General features: G+C 62.2%; 14 protein-coding genes. 5 read left to right on the plus strand and 9 right to left on the minus strand.

The window, feature by feature from the left end:
- Nucleotides 1-119 precede the first annotated feature (119 nt).
- Nucleotides 120-1,034 (minus strand): intradiol ring-cleavage dioxygenase, encoded by a 915-nt coding sequence (locus V1293_RS12880; protein WP_334509992.1) that lies wholly within the window; start codon nucleotides 1,032-1,034, stop codon nucleotides 120-122.
- A 133-nt stretch (nucleotides 1,035-1,167) separates the two neighbouring features.
- On the opposite strand from V1293_RS12880, the gene V1293_RS12885 reads away from it, so the two are divergent.
- Both V1293_RS12885 and V1293_RS12890 read left to right on the plus strand, forming a co-directional pair.
- Nucleotides 1,168-2,442, plus strand: a complete 1,275-nt coding sequence (locus tag V1293_RS12885; protein ID WP_334509994.1) for a serine hydrolase domain-containing protein — start codon at nucleotides 1,168-1,170, stop codon at nucleotides 2,440-2,442.
- Nucleotides 2,443-2,548: 106 nt separating this feature from the next.
- The gene (locus V1293_RS12890; protein ID WP_442894235.1) at nucleotides 2,549-4,093 is read left to right on the plus strand and encodes a sensor histidine kinase; all 1,545 of its coding nucleotides are present in this window, start codon (nucleotides 2,549-2,551) and stop codon (nucleotides 4,091-4,093) included.
- A gap of 16 nt (nucleotides 4,094-4,109) precedes the next feature.
- On the opposite strand, the gene V1293_RS12895 is transcribed toward V1293_RS12890, so the two are convergent.
- From V1293_RS12895 to V1293_RS12905, 3 genes are all read right to left on the minus strand, one after another.
- Nucleotides 4,110-5,429: a TRAP transporter large permease gene (locus V1293_RS12895; RefSeq protein ID WP_334509998.1), complete on the minus strand. Its 1,320-nt coding sequence runs from the start codon at nucleotides 5,427-5,429 to the stop codon at nucleotides 4,110-4,112.
- Nucleotides 5,426-5,941, minus strand: coding sequence for a TRAP transporter small permease (locus tag V1293_RS12900; RefSeq protein ID WP_334510000.1), 516 nt, complete (start codon nucleotides 5,939-5,941; stop codon nucleotides 5,426-5,428). Before V1293_RS12900 ends, V1293_RS12895 begins: the two co-directional genes overlap by 4 nt.
- 84 nt (nucleotides 5,942-6,025) lie before the next feature.
- A complete protein-coding gene (locus V1293_RS12905; protein ID WP_334510001.1) occupies nucleotides 6,026-7,024 on the minus strand; it encodes a TRAP transporter substrate-binding protein in 999 nt (332 codons plus the stop codon).
- A gap of 146 nt (nucleotides 7,025-7,170) precedes the next feature.
- Between V1293_RS12905 and V1293_RS12910 the strand changes: the two genes are divergently transcribed.
- The 3 genes from V1293_RS12910 to V1293_RS12920 all read left to right on the plus strand — a co-directional run bounded on the left by V1293_RS12910 (nucleotide 7,171) and on the right by V1293_RS12920 (nucleotide 9,563).
- Nucleotides 7,171-7,596: a hypothetical protein gene (locus tag V1293_RS12910; protein WP_334510002.1), complete on the plus strand. Its 426-nt coding sequence runs from the start codon at nucleotides 7,171-7,173 to the stop codon at nucleotides 7,594-7,596.
- 365 nt (nucleotides 7,597-7,961) lie between these two features.
- Nucleotides 7,962-8,357, plus strand: coding sequence for a helix-turn-helix domain-containing protein (locus V1293_RS12915; RefSeq protein ID WP_028347342.1), 396 nt, complete (start codon nucleotides 7,962-7,964; stop codon nucleotides 8,355-8,357).
- A gap of 384 nt (nucleotides 8,358-8,741) precedes the next feature.
- Entirely contained in the window at nucleotides 8,742-9,563 is an 822-nt protein-coding gene (locus V1293_RS12920; protein ID WP_334510003.1) for an enoyl-CoA hydratase, read from the plus strand.
- A 197-nt stretch (nucleotides 9,564-9,760) separates the two neighbouring features.
- Here V1293_RS12920 and V1293_RS12925 read toward each other — a convergent pair whose 3' ends face one another.
- The 5 genes from V1293_RS12925 to V1293_RS12945 all read right to left on the minus strand — a co-directional run bounded on the left by V1293_RS12925 (nucleotide 9,761) and on the right by V1293_RS12945 (nucleotide 15,923).
- On the minus strand, nucleotides 9,761-9,913 hold the full coding sequence (locus V1293_RS12925; protein ID WP_212421236.1) for a hypothetical protein: 153 nt from the start codon (nucleotides 9,911-9,913) through the stop codon (nucleotides 9,761-9,763).
- A gap of 159 nt (nucleotides 9,914-10,072) precedes the next feature.
- Nucleotides 10,073-11,539, minus strand: coding sequence for a flavin-containing monooxygenase (locus tag V1293_RS12930; RefSeq protein ID WP_334510006.1), 1,467 nt, complete (start codon nucleotides 11,537-11,539; stop codon nucleotides 10,073-10,075).
- A gap of 222 nt (nucleotides 11,540-11,761) precedes the next feature.
- Entirely contained in the window at nucleotides 11,762-13,189 is a 1,428-nt protein-coding gene (gene ahcY / locus V1293_RS12935) for an adenosylhomocysteinase (RefSeq protein WP_334510008.1), read from the minus strand.
- Between the two features lie 126 nt (nucleotides 13,190-13,315).
- Nucleotides 13,316-14,509, minus strand: a complete 1,194-nt coding sequence (gene metK / locus V1293_RS12940) for a methionine adenosyltransferase (protein WP_334510010.1) — start codon at nucleotides 14,507-14,509, stop codon at nucleotides 13,316-13,318.
- A 58-nt stretch (nucleotides 14,510-14,567) separates the two neighbouring features.
- Complete coding sequence (locus V1293_RS12945; RefSeq protein WP_334516713.1) at nucleotides 14,568-15,923, minus strand: hypothetical protein; 1,356 nt, start codon at nucleotides 15,921-15,923, stop codon at nucleotides 14,568-14,570.
- Nucleotides 15,924-15,933 lie beyond the last annotated feature (10 nt).

Below are 15,933 nucleotides of genomic sequence, written 5' to 3' on the forward strand. Positions count from 1 at the left end.
CCGGAACGATGCCGCAAAAAGCAGCAGCGGTCAGGAACCAGTCACCGCATCGCAAATTTGCGATTCGCTCAATTCTTGTGCGACGCACAAGAATTGAGCAGACGTGCAAAACGTCTGCCCTAAGCGTCCTCTTTGGCCTTCGCCATCATCGGTTTCGGCGCGCTTCCCTCGCCCGGCTTCAACCGGAATTCGTACGTCATCAGGTGCCACGGCGTGGCCGCCGGCTTGCCGTCCGGCATCGTCGGATCGGTCCGCTTTTCGATTTTGGCGACCAGTTCGTCCTTGACCCCGAACACCACGTCGGAATCGAGATATTTGTCGCCGTCCATGAAGACATGCGTGATCAGCGGCTGGTGGCCCGGCGCGTCGACCAGGAAATGCACGTGCGCCGGCCGCATCGCATGGCGGCGGGTCTGCACGATCATCTCGCCGACCGGGCCGTCGGTCGGGATCGGATAGCTGCACGGCAGGATGGTGCGGAAGAAGAATTTTCCATCGGCGTCGGTGATAAATCGCGCCCGCGACGACGGCCCTTCCGTCGCATAGGCCGGCTTCTGGGAATCATAGAAGCCATCGTCATCGGCGTGCCAGACGTCCACCGGCACATTCGCCAGCGGCTTGCCCGCGAGGTCGGTGACGCGGCTCTGCACGAACATCCGCTCGCCCGGCAGATTGGCCGAGATATCGGTGCCATGCGGCGTCACCTTGTGCTCGCCGACATAGAACGGGCCGAGCACCGTGGTCTCGGTGGCGCCCTCGCGCTCCCGGTGGTTGACGGCGTCGACCAGCATCGAAACGCCGAGCACGTCGGAGAGCAGGATGAACTCCTGCCGGATCGGCGTGCACTTCTGGCCCGTCCGTGTCAGAAAATCGATCGCAACTTCCCACTCCTCGAAGGTGAGATCGGTCTTGCGGACATAGTCGTGCAGTGACTTCACCAGTTCCTGCAGCAGGAATTTGGCGCGCGGATCCGGCGTATCGTCGAAACTGCGGATCACGGCGGCGGTCAGTTCGGTTTCGCTGAATTGGCGCATTTTTCTGTCCTGCGGAATAGACGAGGGCTGGCGGCAGCCTATACCAGCGCCCCGCGCCGGGTAAGCACGGCTGGTTGGAACGGAGAACACTTTTCGGCTATCAAGGCAGCATCCCAGCCGGAGATCAGTGCCGATGTTAGCCCCCACCCCCGCCTCGCCCGAGCAAGCCGGAATGTCCAAGGCGGCGCTCGATCGCCTCGAAAATCACCTGAAGCAGCGCTACGTCGACGCCGGCCGCTTCCCGGGAACGCAGCTCCTGATCTATCGCCGCGGCAAGGTCGTTCATTCGACCGTGCAGGGTTTCGCCGACCTCGAGCGCAAGGCGCCGGTCAAGGACGACACGATCTTCCGCATCTATTCGATGACCAAGCCGCTCACGAGCGTCGCCTTCATGATGCTGGTCGAGGAAGGCCGCGTCGCGCTGGACGAGCCCGTGCACAAATATATTCCGGAATGGAAGAACCTCGGCGTGTTCGTGGCCGGCACGCACCCGGCGTTCCTGACCCGCCCGCCGGTGCGGCCGATGCTGATCGTGGACCTGCTGCGCCACACGTCGGGCCTCACCTATGGCTTCCAGCAGCGCGGCAATGTCGACGCCGCCTATCGCGAGAACAAGATCGGCGAAGTAATCAAGGCCGGCACGCTGCAAGGCATGATCGACGAGCTCGCAAGGATCCCGCTGGAATTTTCACCGGGCGAGGCCTGGAACTACTCCGTCTCCACCGACGTGATCGGCTACCTGATCGGCCTGATCAGCGGCAAGCCGTTCGAGCAGTTCCTTAAAGAACGTATCCTCGATCCGCTCGGCATGATCGACACCGATTTCTTCGTGCCGAAGGACAAGGCGCATCGTTTCGCGGCGTGTTACTCGGCCGATCCGCAAGGCGGCATGACGTTCCACGCCACCGAGCGCAAGGGCACGCTGACGCTGCAGGACGATCCGGCGACGAGTTCATTCCTGGAGCCGCCCTCCTTCATCTCCGGCGGCGGCGGACTTTGTTCGACCGTGGCCGACTACCTGACCTTCTGCCGGGCGCTGCTCAATGGCGGCGAGCTCGGCGGCGTCCGGCTGCTGGGTCCGAAAACCTTGAAGCTGATGACCTCGAACCACCTGCCGGGCGGCGCCGATCTGCCGGCGATGTCGCGCTCGCTGTTCTCGGAGGCCGCCTATAACGGCATCGGCTTCGGACTCGGCTTTGCCGTCACCATGAACCCGGCGCAGACGCTGATCGCCGGCAGTCCCGGCGAGTTCAACTGGGGAGGTGCTGCGACGACCTCGTTCTTCATCGACCCGGTGGAAGAGCTGATCACGATCTTCATGACGCAGGTGCTGCCGTCGAGCGCCTATCCGTTGCGGCGCGAGCTGCGCACCATGGTGTATGCCGCCATCACCGACAGTAATCTCTGAAGCCGGGAAGTCCGGGAGCGAGGGCAAGCAATTCTGGAACCCGGTGCTTTGCCGAGGCCGGGCTTACATCCTCTAATATCCTTGGCGAAATTCGACAGCTTCTCCTATGCTTCGGCGGTTGCGCGTAGATCCGGGGCTTGTGTTGCTGAAACCTTCATTGCCAGTGCGTCTCGCCCTTCTGGTCGCGGGAACCACGCTGCCGCTGATTATTTTCGCGGCCGGCCTCGTCTACAACAATTACAAGCAGGACCGCCAGAACGCGACCCAGCGGGTGCTCGAAACCGTGCGCAGCATTCGCCTCGTGCTCGACTCGGAGATGCAGCGGATCACCGGCGCGCTCCAGGTGCTGTCCCTGACAGACGCTCTGCGCGACGGGGATTTTGAGGGATTCCGCCGCATCGCCCAGGGCTTCCTCGACCAGTATGGCGAAGGCGGCGTCGTGCTGGTGGCGGACCGCGAAGGCCGCCAGGTGTTCTCCTCGCTCAACCCGGATGCAGCAAGCCTGCCATTGCGCAACAACCTTCCCATGGTCGACAAGGTGTTCGCGGAAAAGAAGCCGGTCTATTCCAACCTGTTCTTCGGGTCGGTGAAGAAACGGCTGATCGTGACGGTCGAAGTGCCCGTCATTCGCGACAACGAGGTGCTTTACGACATCTCCTTCAGTCCGCCGATCGAAATTTTTCAGGCCATGATCGAGCAGCAGCGGCCGAGCAAGGACTGGACGATCTCGATCTTCGACAGCGAAGGCACTAATTTCGCGCGCGTGCCGAACCCGCAGGAGACGATCGGCAAGCGTGCATCGGACTCGCTCTATGCGGAGATGTTCCAAAATCCCGATGCCACCCTGCCGACGATATCGCTCGAGGGCGTGCCGCTGATGACGAGCTTTGCCCGCTCCTCGCTCACCGGCTGGACGGTCGCCGCCGGCGTCGCCGAAAGCTCGCTGGTTGCGCCGCTCTGGCGCAACCTGGCGATAACAAGCGTGATGGGCGCCGTTCTCTTGATGGTCGGCCTCGCCTTTGCGGTCCGGATGGCGACCCAGATCGCCCGCGGCGAGATGCTCCACAATCTCCTGATCGAGGAACTCAACCACCGCGTCAAGAATACGCTCGCGGTCCTGCAGTCGATCGCCACCCAGACGTTCCGCAGCGCGAGCCGGGCGGAGCGGGAGAAGTTCGAGGGGAGGCTCGGCGCGCTGGCGGAGGCGCACAATTTGCTGAGCCAGGAAAAATGGCAGGGCGCGGAGTTGCGGGAAGTGATTGCGCGGGTGCTGCAGCCCTATCTGCTCAACACTCCGGATCGGGTGCGGATGTTCGGGCCGCAGGTTCCGCTGTCGCCGCGGCTCGCGGTGGTGCTGTCGATGATCGTGCACGAGATCGCAACCAATGCCGCCAAATACGGCGCGCTGTCCAACGACACCGGGACCGTCGCGGTGGACTGGGAGATCCTCGAGGAAAGCGACGGGCGCAAGCTGCGGCTGATCTGGACCGAGGCCGGCGGCCCGCCCGTCACGGCGCCGGTGCAGCGCGGCTTCGGCTCGCGGCTGATCGAGCGCAGCGCGCGCGACCAGCTCGGCGGCGAGGCGACCGTCGACTTCCTGCCGCGCGGCGTCATCTACACGGTGAGCTGCGCGCTCGACAGGGAGGAGTAGGTCGATACGACGACCGCTATTTAAGCATCTCCGGCACGATCAGGCGTGGCAGGAACAGGGAAACGCTCGGCCAGATGATCAGCGCAGCCAGGACCAACAGCATCGGGATGAGCATGATGACGGTGTCCTTCAGCGCATAGCGCAGCCGCACCCCCGCGATCGAGCAGGCGATCATCAGGCACAGGCCATACGGCGGCGTCACCAGGCCGAACGCCAGCGACACGATCGAGATGATCGCAAACTGCACCGGATGGAGGTCGACCGATTTCGCCAGCGGCTCCAGCACGGTGCCGACGATCACGATCGCCGGAATAGCGTCGAGGAAGCAGCCCACCACCAGAAAGCAGAAGGAGATGAAGAAGCCCGCTGCGATCGGGCCCATGCCCCAGGTCGAGACGTTGGCCAGCAGTTCCTGCGGAATCCTGTAATAAGCCAAAAGCCAGCCGAAGGCGCTCGCGGTACCGATACAGAACAGCGCGACGCCGGCGAGACGTCCGGTGTCCAGCAGCGCCTTATAGAGTTCTCGCGCGCCGGTTTCACGGTAGAAGAACGTCGATAGCGCAACGGAATAGAGCACTGCGACGCATGCGGATTCGGTCGCGGTAAACCATCCCAGCAAAATACCGCCGACGATGATGAACGGCGTCGTCAGCGCCGGTATCGACCGCAAGATCGCCCACCACATGTCCCGCCAGCTATCCTTCGGATAGGTCGGATAGCCGCGGCGCACGGCATAGACATGCACCGTCGCCATCTGCGCTCCCGCGATCAGCAGGCCTGGCACGATGCCGGCGAGATACATCGCGGCGATCGAGGTCGAGATCAGCCCGCCCCACACGATCATCAGGATCGAGGGCGGGATGATGACGGCGAGCACGGCGGAAACCGCGGTGATGGCGATGGAGAACGAGAGGTCGTAACCCTCCTTGGTCTGGGCATCGATGAAGATTTTCGACTGGCTCGCCGCGTCCGCCGTGGACGAGCCGGAGATGCCGGCAAAGAACACCGACAGCACGACGTTGATCTGCGCCAGCGATCCCGGCCAATGCCCGACCATCGAGCGCGACAACGCGACCAGGCGGTCGGTGATGCCGCCGATGCTCATCAAATTGGCGGTCAGCAGGAAGAACGGCACCGCCAGCAGGATGAACGAATTGTAGGCGTTGAAGGTTTCCTGCGCGAGCGTCATGATCGACAGGCGCGGCTCGATCAAAAGGATCGGCACACAGGCAAGGCCAAGCGCAAAGGCGACGGGCACGCGAATGATGAGCAGGCCGACGAATATCCCGAACAGGACCATGGCGGCCTGCCCGGCAGAAAGAACATTGCCGCTCATTGTTTTGCCCCAAACAGAATTCGCGCTTCATCAAGGATCTGTTCGCCGGCAAATACGATCCACGTCACCCCCGCCACCGGCCAGGCGACATGGATCAGCCAGAGCGGCAGATCCGCCAGTTCCGACGTTCGGTTCCAGGCGAACCGCGTGAATTCGAGCCCGGCCCATACGAACACCAACGCCATCGCCAATACGCCCACCCGCGCGAGAATCCGCACCGCGGCCTCGCTTCGGCGTGACAGGTCGGGCCAGACATCGACCTCGAAATGCTGCGACTCTCTTATGCCGACCATGGCGCCGATCATGATCGTCCAGATAAAGAGGAATCGGGCCATCTCCTCGGTCCAGATGTAGGACGGAATGAACGGCGTGTAGCGCGAGATGATCTGCAGCGTGACCGGAATGACCAGAATGCCGACGCAGGCAGCAAGCAGGATTTCCAGCAGCTTTGCATAGGCCGCCGTCGCTCGGCGCCATAGCGACGGGTTCGGCGGCATCGATATCTCAGTCATCATGGCTCCGGGCGATAACGATCACGAAATGGGGCAAGCCATCTGGCTTGCCCCGACCTCCTGCCGCGTGGGCAGCGACAATTCTCAGGCGACGTTGATCTTCTCGAAGATGCCTTCGGCGCCGATTTCCTTGGCGTAGGTGGCCATCACGGGATCGGCGAGCTTCTTCATGGCGTCGCGCTCCTCGAACGGAACGCGCTTGAGCTTGCCGGCCTTCTCCAGCGTATCGAGCTTGACGACTTCCTCGCTCGACTCCAGTTGACGGCCGTACTCGCCGGCCTCCTTGCCGGCCTTCATGATCGCGTCCTGCAAGTCCTTCGGCAAGGTCTTCAGCGTTTTCACCGAGAAGCAGATCGGCCGGATCGATACCGCGTGCTGCGTCAGATTGAGGTGCGGCGCGACTTCGTAGAACTTCATCGCCTCGACACCGGCCGCCTCGTTTTCGCCGGCCGAGATCACGCCGTTCTGGATGGCGTTGTAGACTTCATTGTAGGCGATCACGGTCGGGCTCATGCCGACGGCGGCAAACGTCTTCGACCAGATCGGAGCGCCCTGCACGCGAACCTTGAGACCCCTGAGATCGGCGAGGTTCCTGAGCGGCTTGTTGGCGAAGATGTTGCGGATGCCGCCGCCGGCATAGCCGATCAGAACGACCTCGGCCTTGGCAGCGACTTCATCGGCGACCGGCGCCAGAATGTTGGCTTCGACGACCTTGTTCATGTGCTCGATGCCCTTGAACACAAAGGGCGCATCGATGAACGGCGCGGCCTTGGCGAAGGTCGACATGTGGGCCGGCGAGACAATGCCGTAATCGACCGCCTTGCCCTGGGACATGTACTCGAAATACTGCTTTTCGAGCCCGAGCGATGAGTTGCGGTGCAGCGTGAAGTTGATCGGCTTGCCGTAATACTTCTTCACCAGCTCTTCGAAGCGGAGCAGCGCCCGGTTGAAGGCGTGGTCGTCGTTGAACTGGACGGCGCCGTTGAGCGAGATCGGGGCCTGCGCCCGCAGGATCGATGGCATGCCCAGAACGCCGGCAGCCGCCGTCGCACCAAGGCCCGCAAGTAGGGTTCTTCGTTTCATGGCTTCCTCCCCTGTAGCGCCCGTCCCTTGTAAGCGGGACTTTGGGCCAGGCCGACGGCGCGGCCGCTAATGAAAGCGTATGCAAAACGATGCGGCTGTGGAAGCCAATTTAAGCAGTACCCAGCGCCAATAGGCCGCAGACGGCCATGCCTATGGTTGCAATCATTTTTGGCAATCCGCGCTCCGGAAAGGCTCTGGCCGAAGCGGAGTCCCCTGCCACAACCAGCCGTAAGCGCGCGTCACGGCGTCGCGGCAAGATGAAACGGTCGAGGTTACGTGTTGCGATCCATCGGGTGCCGGTGGCGGCGTACGCGATGCAGGCAACTGACACGCCACAAATGTTGCGCAACGTCGATCCGTCCGGCGCCCATCCAAGATGTGCAAGACGTTCCCGCTCGAACCGCGCCGCGGCCGGGTCCATTTGCAGGATTCCGATAGTGGGTGAGCTGGCGGATTGCTACAATTTCCCGCAATGTCAGGCCCGAAAGGCGGAGCTGAACTCTGCTGGATTTCATCAGGCATCAGGGCGAGCGGAAATCTTCAGAAACAAAACACCGATGCGCTGCGAATGATTGCACGATCAGCCGGCAACCCCGTAAAAAACCGGTGGTTGAGCGTGACACGGTAAGTATGCTCGCCAAAATCTGTGGCCTTTGAACTCGCGGTGGTTGTGGTTTGTCGAATATTTTGCCAAATGTAGGGAGCGGGGTTTTGCCAATACGCCCCCGGGTGCCGACAGCCTTAGGTGGTTAGAGGTGCCGGTATCAGGATGCTTCCAACACGCGCAGGCGTTTGGCTACCATCCTGCAATATCTCAGGATTCCCGTGGTTCCATACAACAAACTCACGGGCCGGACTGACTTTAACGCGGTACAAATGGATGAATCCCTGACCTACTTTTGCCAGGGTTTCCCGATTGAAGGACGGTAAAACCAGAATGAACAGATCAGCAGCGAAGAAGATGAAACAGCGCAGCGCCGGCAAACCCGATATCGAGTTGGGCAAGCGGATTCGCCTGCGGCGCGTGGAACAGAAAATCTCGCAAGCGGAGCTTGGCGACAAGCTCGGCGTCAGCTTCCAGCAGGTTCAGAAGTACGAGAAAGGCGTCAACCGTGTCGGCGCTGCTCGTCTTCAGCAAATCGCTACCGCGCTCGACGTGCCGGTGACGTTCTTCTACGACGGCGACGGCAAGGCGCGTGAAGTCGAGAGCCTGCTCTTCCTGGACAGCGCCTTCAGCCTCAGGCTGCTGCGCGCCTACAGCAAGATCAAGGACCAGACTGTGCAGCGTCAGTTGGTGTCCCTGATGGAATCGATCGCCGCCAACGAGGGCTAGGCACTATCGCGCCTGGATCGCAGCACCGCGGACCCGATCAATCGACGCGAGAAATCGCCGGGTAGCCTGTTGCTGCGCTAGGCCTGATCTTAAGCTGAGCGGGACGAGACCCGTGCGACGCCATCGGGATGGGGATGGCGGAGTCCGGATGCGCCACAGCGAAAAGCCGACGACGACTACCGCCGGTTCGACCGGCAACAACGACTGCATTACTGTCACGCCGATGCCCGCCACGCGCAAATGCGCGTGAGCCCGCCCCTGCCCTGACGACCTCACCATTGTGCCTAGTGCCCTGAACTGATCACGCGTGCAAATGCGGCGATTGACCGCTGCGCGAAGCTTGTCCGACAATGGACCAAGTTTCCCGATTGAAAGCCGCAACCGATGCTCGACATCCCCAAAAGCGCCGAAACATCCCATGCCGACGGCAAGATCCTGCAAAGCGTCAGCGATGGGGTCGGCGTCATCACCTTCAACAATCCCGACAAGCGCAACGCGATGTCGCTCGAGATGTGGGAGGGCCTGGGCCGCGCGCTGGCCGATCTGCGCGACAATCCCGACGTGCGCGTCGTGATCCTGATTGGCGCCGGCGACAAGGCTTTTGTCTCGGGGGCGGATATCAGCCAGTTTGAAAAGACCCGCCACAATGCGGCGGCCTCGGAAGAATATTCGAAACGGAGCGAGGCGCAGCGCGCGCTGCTCGCGAATTACCCGAAGCCGACGATCGCCTGCATCCGCGGCTTCTGCCTTGGCGGCGGCATGCAGGTCGCGATGCTGACAGATATTCGCTTTGCCTCCGACAACAGCCAGTTCGGCATTCCCGCCGCCAGGCTCGGCATTGCCTATGGCTATGACGGTCTCAAGCATCTGGTCTCGCTGGTCGGGCCATCCTGGGCGCGGCTCATCATGTACACGGGCATGCGGATCGACGCCGCCGAGGCCTTGCGGATCGGGTTGGTCGATCGCGTGCTGCCGGATGCGGAATTATGGGACGCTACCATGGAGATCGCGCGCACCATCTCCGGCAACGCGCCGCTGGCGATCAGGGCCGCCAAAATCACGATCGCCGAGGTGCTGAAAGACGAAAGCAAGCGCGACATGGACGCGATCAAGCAGATCGGCATGGCCTGCATGGATAGCGAAGATTTCCGCGAAGGCCGAACGGCTTTCATGGAAAAGCGCAAGCCGCAATTCAAGGGGCGGTAATCTGTTGCGCCGGAGGCACTTGGCCGCTCACTCTCCGCGGTCATCATCCGCCTTGTGCGCAATTGCGCACTGGGGCGGACGATCCAGTATTCCAGAGGCATCAGTGATTGAACCGAGAAACCGCGGCGTACTGGATCCCGCGTGCGCGGGGTATGACGGTCACTGCGCGGCTGATCGGACATTGCCGAGACGTAGCCTCAGCTCCGCAGCGCCTGCAGGCCCTTGAAGGTCAGCCGCTTGGGATCCCGGACGCCGGCCAGATAGAACTTGCGGATGAAAGCGGCGGCCGCCTCGCGGTCGCAATCGGTCAGCGCCACGATGGCATCGACGGCAATTCGCTGGGCGTCCATGGGCTTCCTCGAGCTGTCAGGTGCCGCAAGTCACCCAGCGTATCGGCACGCCGGTTAATCCGGCGTTAACCGTGAGGGAACCTTGAACGATTCGCGCTCACCTACGTATACGCAAAACAACGCATGGGGCGTCGGGACGCACCTCGCGCGGCGGACCGCTCACGAATACTGCATCACACCGTCGTCGACCTTGCCGTAGCGCAGGGTCACGATGTCGAGCGCATAGTTCAGATAAAGCCGCCATGGCCGCTTCGAGCCCTGCTTGGGCAGTTTGGCGATCGAGCGCTGCACGTAGCCGGAGGAGAAATCCAGCGACGGCAGCTCCGTGACATCAGGATCGACGTTGTGCGGCATGCACTGCTTGTAGCCGTTGCGGTCCATGTAATTGATCAGCCGGCAGACATATTCGCAGGTGAGATCGCATTTCAGCGTCCACGACGCGTTGGTGTAGCCGAACGCCGAGGCCATGTTCGGAATGTCCGAATACATCATACCCTTGTAGTTCAGCGTGCGCGCGAAATCGACCGTGCGGCCGTCGACGCTGACTTCGAGACCGCCGACCACCTGCAAGTTCAACCCCGTCGCGGTGACGATGATGTCGGCTTCGAGCTCGCTGCCGTCCTTCAGTTTGATGCCGCCCTCGGTGAAGGTGTCGATCTCACTGGTGACGACGGAAGCGCGCTTGTCGCGGATCGACTTGAACAGGTCGCCGTCGGGCACCAGGCACAGCCGCTGCTCCCACGGATTGTAACGCGGCGTAAAATGCTTGGCGACGTCGTATTCCGGCCCCAACGCCATCTTGACGCCACCGAGGATCAGTTGCTTGGCGCGATCGGGCTTGCGGCGGCAGAGCTGGAAGAAATACATGCCAAACAGCACGTTGCGCCAGCGGATCAGGTGATAGGCGAGCTTTGCCGAGAAATTCTGGCGCAGCTTGTTGGCAAGCGCATCCTCCGCCGGCCGCGCCACCACGTAAGTCGGCGAGCGCTGCAGCATGGTGACATGCGAGGCGGTCTTCGCCATTTCCGGCACCAGCGTCACGGCCGTGGCGCCCGAGCCGATCACGACCACGCGCTTGCCGGCGTAGTCGAGATCCTCAGGCCATTTCTGCGGATGCACGATGCGGCCGGCAAAGTCCGCCGTGCCGGAAAATTCCGGCGTGTAGCCTTCCTCATATTTGTAATAGCCCGAGCACATGAACAGAAAGCCGCAGGTGAAGCTGACGATTTCGGTCGCGCCCTCGCACACCGTGCGTTCGGCCTCAACGGTCCAGCGCGCATCCGGCGAAGACCACGACGCGCGTTTGACGCGATGGTGGAAGCGGATCTTGCTGTCGATGCCGTTGTCGACCGCGGTCTCGCGGACGTAGTTCAGAATCCGCGGCCCGTCGGCGATCGCCTTCGACTCGGTCCACGGTTTGAACGAATAGCCGAGCGTATACATGTCCGAGTCGGAGCGGATGCCGGGATAGCGAAACAGGTCCCAGGTGCCGCCGATGCAATCGCGACCCTCGAGGATCACGTAGCTCTTGCCGGGACATTTCTCCTGCAGGTGATAGCCCGCGCCGATGCCGGACAGGCCGGCGCCGACAATGAGGACGTCGAAATGTTCGGCCGTATCGGTCATGACGATCTCCCTGCCGCACGATCTAAGGGGCCGCAGGCAGAAATTGCAACTCGCATTGTCACATTGCTGTGGCGATACAGGCTGTATCGAAATTTGCCGTTGAATTTCAACTGTCACAGGTTGTGCGGCCGGCCAGCAAAAAGCCCCGGATCGCTCCGGGGCTTGGTAGTGCTCTGGCGTCTGCCGCAGGACGATACCTGCGGCGGCGCATCCTGCCTGACATCAATACCGGTAATGATCCGCCTTGTACGGGCCTTCCGGCTTGACGCCGATATAGTCGGCCTGGTCCTTGCGCAACTCGGTCAGCTTGACGCCGATCTTGGCGAGGTGTAGGCGCGCCACCTTCTCGTCCAGCGACTTCGGCAGCACGTAGACCTTCTTCTCGTACTTGCCGTCCTTGTTGTTGGCCCAGAGTTCGATCTGCGCCAGCGTCTGGTTGGTGAACGAGGCCGACATCACGAAGGACGGATGGCCCATGGCATTGCCCAAGTTCACCAGGCGGCCTTCCGAGAGCAGGATGATGCGGTGCTTATCGGGAAATTCGATCTCGTCGACCTGCGGCTTGATGTTGGTCCACTTCAGATTGCGAAGACCCGCGATCTGGATCTCGTTGTCGAAGTGGCCGATGTTGCAGACGATGGCGCGGTCCTTCATCGCGCGCATGTGGTCGATGGTGATGATGTCCTTGTTGCCGGTCGCGGTGACGAAGATGTCGGCGCGCGGGGCGGCGTCTTCCATGGTCACGACTTCATAGCCTTCCATCGCCGCCTGCAGCGCGCAGATCGGATCGACTTCGGAGACCATGACGCGGCAGCCGGCCTGGCGCAGCGAGGCCGCCGAGCCCTTGCCGACGTCGCCGAAGCCAGCGACCATCGCGGTCTTGCCTGACATCATCACATCGGTGCCGCGGCGGATGCCGTCGACCAGCGACTCACGGCAGCCATAGAGGTTGTCGAATTTCGATTTTGTCACGCTGTCGTTGACGTTGATGGCGGGAAACAGCAGCGTGCCCTTGTTCGCCATATCGTAGAGGCGATGCACACCCGTCGTGGTCTCCTCCGAGACGCCCTTGATGTTCTTGGCGATCTCCGCGAAGTAGCCCTTCGGCTTCTCCTTCAGGAGGCGCTTGACGAGCGCGTAGAAGATTTCTTCTTCCTCGGACGTCGGCTTGTCGAGGAAGGCGGTGTCGCCCTGCTCGGCGCGGTAGCCGGCATGCACCAGCATGGTGGCGTCGCCGCCGTCATCGAGGATCATGTTGGGCGTACCGCCGCCGTGCCAGTCGAACAGCTTTGCGGTGTAGTCCCAGTATTCGGCGAGCGTTTCGCCCTTCACCGCGAACACCGGAATGCCGGCGGCGGCGATCGCGGCTGCCGCATGGTCCTGCGTCGAATAGATGTTGCACGACACCCAGCGAATGTCGGCGCCGAGCGCGGCCAGCGTCTCGATCAGGACCGCGGTCTGGATCGTCATGTGCAGGGAGCCTGCGATGCGGGCGCCCTTCAGCGGCTGCTTCGGGCCGTACTCCTCGCGCGTCGCCATCAGGCCCGGCATTTCAGTCTCGGCCAGCGAGATTTCCTTGCGGCCGAATTCGGCGAGCGAGATGTCCTTGACGATGTAGTCGGTGAAGGCGGGCTTGATCGGGGCGTTCATGAGGGCTTCCTGTTGTCTAGCTCGTCATTCCGGGTCGCCCAAAAGAGGCGAACCCGGAATCTCGAAATGATGGATAAGGATTCCGGGTTCGCTCGCTGTCGCTAGCGCCCCGGAATGACGCAGGGACTAAACCGCGCGCTTGAGCGGTTCGACCAGATCGGTCTTCTCCCAGGAGAAGCCGCCTTCATTGTCCGGCGTGCGGCCGAAATGGCCGTAGGCCGAGGTGCGCGCGTAGATCGGGCGGTTGAGATCGAGGTGGGTGCGGATGCCGCGTGGCGTCAAATCCATGGCCTGGGCCACCGCCTTCTCGAGCTTGTCCTCCGGCACCTTTCCGGTGCCATGGGTGTCGATATAGATCGACAACGGCCGCGCCACGCCGATCGCGTAGGCGAGTTGCAGTGTGCAGCGATCGGCAAGACCGGCGGCAACGATATTCTTCGCGACGTAGCGCGCGGCATAGGCCGCCGAACGGTCGACCTTGGTCGGATCCTTGCCGGAGAATGCGCCGCCGCCATGCGGGGCCGCGCCGCCATAGGTATCGACGATGATCTTGCGGCCGGTGAGGCCGGAGTCACCGTCGGGTCCGCCGATGTAGAATTTTCCGGTGGGATTGATGTGCCAGATGGTCTTGCCGTTGATCCACTCCTTCGGCAGCGCCTCACGCACATAGGGCTCGACAATGTCGCGAACCTGATTGGAGGTCAGGTCCTCCACCAGATGCTGGTGCGAGACCACGATCTCGCGGACGCCGACCGGCTTGCCGTTCTCGTACTGCACGGTGACCTGGCTCTTGGAGTCCGGGCCCAGCACCTTCTCCCGGCCGGAGTGGCGGGCTTCGGAAATCAGCCGCAAAATCTTGTGGGCGTAGAAGATCGGCGCCGGCATCAGGTCCGGCGTCTCGTTGCAGGCATAGCCGAACATGATGCCCTGGTCGCCCGCGCCCTCTTCCTGGTTGCTGGGCTGCTTGGCGTCAACGCCCTGCGCGATGTCAGCGGACTGCGGATGCAGCAGGATTTCGATGTCGGCGGTCTTCCAGTGAAAACCCTCCTGCTCGTAGCCGATATCCTTGATCGCCTCGCGCACGGTGTTTTCGATCTGCTCATTGGTGACCGATGCCGGGCCGCGGGTTTCGCCGGCGATCACCACCTTGTTGGTGGTGGCGAGCGTTTCGCAAGCCGCACGGATCGCCCACGGATCGATGCCCGCCTTCGGGCCTTCGCGGTAAAACAGGTCGACGATCTCGTCGGAAATCCGGTCGCAAACCTTGTCGGGATGACCCTCGGAAACCGACTCGCTGGTGAACAGATAGGACGCGCGCATCAACAACCCCTTAGTTCCCGCCGGCTGCCGGCGGCTGTTTGTGATCTATCCTGGAATGTCAGTCGCGACGGCGCGAAATGACGTAGGATTCGTCGTAAAACCAAAGCCCGTTATGCTTGCGCAGAACCTCTCTGGTGGCATCGAGGGTCCGGCCGTTTTGAGTCATTTCCGTCAACCGGTCGTCTTCGATCTGGGCGACATACACCGCCGCATTCCACGCTGCAAAGGCCGTCGAGGTTCCGATCGAGCCGGTGACCTCGTTGGGCAGCGCTTCCATATCATAACGGAAGATGGAACGGTTATCGGCATAAGCGTTAAAATTAAGGTCGCGCCCGGCCGATCCCAGCTCGTATTTCACCGCGCGCAATAGCTCATGACGGCTCACCGCGAAAGGATTTTCTCCCGGCCAGACCGATTGAATGATTTCCAGGCCCGGATCCTGCCCGTGGGAGTGAATTCCAATCAAACGGCCCCCTGCCCGCAGGGAACGGGCCAGCGGCGCAATAATCCGCTTGGCGCGGAAATTCACAGAGGATTTAGCTCTGTAGGGCTGGGAAGCGATCACAAGGTCGAAATTGGCCTCGGTCCGGCCCGCCCGGGGGATGATCGAATCAAGCAGGAACCGGTGGTCCTCCCGGTACACCACCAGCGCCACCGGGCGTTCATAGATCGGCATGCCCGATTTGGGGCTGATGTTGGCCCGCCAGTTTTGTTCCAGAAACGGCCCCAATTCGGCGATTTGGGCCTCGAACTCCCCCGAAGAGGCTCCCCGCAGGGCGACCTCGTGCCAGATCATTCCGGCGGCGGCCGCGGGCGAGGCCGGCGTCAGCCAGGGCGCCTCGGCATAATGCATGTTGGTCAGCACGACGACGGTCGCCGGGTGCTCGAAGAGCCGGTCCGGCACCTTATCCAGCGTCAGCCGGACGTCCTCCAGGCTCAGCTCCTTGCCGGCGATATAGAACGGCATGTGAGGAAAGCGGCCGTGCATCGAACGCATCACCCGCGCCAGCACGGTTCCGTCGCCGACACCGGCATCGAATACTCGAAGCGCCGGCGGGCGGGGATGCAGGCTGGAGAGCTCCAGCGCCACGCGCTCGGCGATCACCCGCTTCTCGCTGCAGGTATGGACGAACAGCAGGTATTTCTGACGGTTCTCGAAAAAACGGAAATTGCCGCGCGGATCGCGCTTTTCGGGCGGCACCTCGAGGCCGCGCGGCGGCGGCAGCCCGCCCGGCGTGGACGCCGCGATATAGGCCTGGATGCGATCCAGCGTGTCGATGGTGATGCGCTTGCCCTCGCGCAGCCGATGCACCAGCTTGCCGTCGTTGACCGCCCGGCGGCCGAACGTCGTCTCCGCCATGTCGGCCTGGCGGCAGAACTCCGTTATCTGGCTGAGAATCTGGTCGTTCTTCATCGGCAGGATT

Source organism: Bradyrhizobium sp. AZCC 1693 (genome assembly GCF_036924745.1).
Classification (GTDB): Bacteria; Pseudomonadota; Alphaproteobacteria; order Rhizobiales; family Xanthobacteraceae; genus Bradyrhizobium.

Coding starts and splice junctions, on each gene's coding strand:
- V1293_RS12930 (WP_334510006.1), bottom strand. CDS start 11,539: ATGACCGATACGGCCGAACATTTCGACGTCCTCATTGTCGGCGCCGGC.
- V1293_RS12915 (WP_028347342.1), top strand. CDS start 7,962: ATGAACAGATCAGCAGCGAAGAAGATGAAACAGCGCAGCGCCGGCAAA.
- V1293_RS12885 (WP_334509994.1), top strand. CDS start 1,168: ATGTTAGCCCCCACCCCCGCCTCGCCCGAGCAAGCCGGAATGTCCAAG.
- V1293_RS12900 (WP_334510000.1), bottom strand. CDS start 5,941: ATGACTGAGATATCGATGCCGCCGAACCCGTCGCTATGGCGCCGAGCG.
- metK (WP_334510010.1), bottom strand. CDS start 14,509: ATGCGCGCGTCCTATCTGTTCACCAGCGAGTCGGTTTCCGAGGGTCAT.
- V1293_RS12925 (WP_212421236.1), bottom strand. CDS start 9,913: ATGGACGCCCAGCGAATTGCCGTCGATGCCATCGTGGCGCTGACCGAT.
- V1293_RS12910 (WP_334510002.1), top strand. CDS start 7,171: ATGCCTATGGTTGCAATCATTTTTGGCAATCCGCGCTCCGGAAAGGCT.
- V1293_RS12895 (WP_334509998.1), bottom strand. CDS start 5,429: ATGAGCGGCAATGTTCTTTCTGCCGGGCAGGCCGCCATGGTCCTGTTC.
- V1293_RS12945 (WP_334516713.1), bottom strand. CDS start 15,923: ATGAAGAACGACCAGATTCTCAGCCAGATAACGGAGTTCTGCCGCCAG.
- ahcY (WP_334510008.1), bottom strand. CDS start 13,189: ATGAACGCCCCGATCAAGCCCGCCTTCACCGACTACATCGTCAAGGAC.
- V1293_RS12890 (WP_442894235.1), top strand. CDS start 2,549: ATGCTTCGGCGGTTGCGCGTAGATCCGGGGCTTGTGTTGCTGAAACCT.
- V1293_RS12920 (WP_334510003.1), top strand. CDS start 8,742: ATGCTCGACATCCCCAAAAGCGCCGAAACATCCCATGCCGACGGCAAG.
- V1293_RS12880 (WP_334509992.1), bottom strand. CDS start 1,034: ATGCGCCAATTCAGCGAAACCGAACTGACCGCCGCCGTGATCCGCAGT.
- V1293_RS12905 (WP_334510001.1), bottom strand. CDS start 7,024: ATGAAACGAAGAACCCTACTTGCGGGCCTTGGTGCGACGGCGGCTGCC.